The 864-nt window shown below is 56.9% G+C and carries 1 protein-coding gene; it reads right to left on the reverse strand.

The features are described from left to right. Positions 1-864, reverse strand: an 864-nt coding sequence (locus tag GV818_RS33680; protein WP_178125253.1) for an IS3 family transposase, incomplete at both ends; no start/stop codon positions are given.

Below are 864 nucleotides of genomic sequence, written 5' to 3' on the forward strand. Positions count from 1 at the left end.
TTTCAAAGGCCTCAGGACTGACGCCGCCCAAGTGACTATGACGGCGAGTACGGTTGTAAAACACTTCGATGTAATCGAACACATCGGCCCTGGCCAAGTCACGGGTTTTGTAGATGCGCTTACGGATCCGTTCTTTCTTCAAACTGCTGAAAAACGATTTGGCCACGGCATTATCCCAGCAGTTGCCACGCCGACTCATGCTCTGCTCAAGGTTATTGGCCAAGCAAAAGCGCTTCCAGTCATCACTGCCGTACTGGCTGCCCTGATCGGAATGCACCAGTACGCGCTCCTTGGGCCGACGGCGCCAGAGCGCCATCAATAACGCGTCCAGCGCGAGTTCACGGGCCAATGTCGGCTTCATCGACCAGCCCACGACCTTGCGCGCATAGAGATCCACCACCACGGCCAAATACAGCCAACCCTGCCATGTGCGGATGTAGGTGATGTCGGTCACCCAAGCCTTGTTGGGGGCATCAACTGTGAATGCTCGGTTGAGATGATTGGGTACAATGATCGACGGCCGCCCGGCAATTGGGCGCGGCGCCTTATAGCCCCTCAACGCCTTGATCCGGTTGGCACGCATCAACCGCGCAACGCGGTGTTTGCTGCAACTCTCGCCGGCTTCCCGCAAGTCGCCATAGACGCGTAGAGCACCGTAAACCCCTCGGCTAGCCGCATAGGAATCACGGATCAGTTTCAGCAAGCGGTCGTTGTCCTGGTCGCGCTCAGAAACGGGCTTGTGTAGCCATTGGTAGAACCCGGCACGAGCGATCCGCAATACCCTGCACATCGTGGTAATTGCATACTGATGACGATGCTCGTTCATGAAGCGGTACTTCACTCGGGCTCTCTGGCAAAGTACCG

Source organism: Pseudomonas sp. Fl4BN1, from assembly GCF_009908285.1.
Lineage (GTDB): Bacteria > Pseudomonadota > Gammaproteobacteria > Pseudomonadales > Pseudomonadaceae > Aquipseudomonas.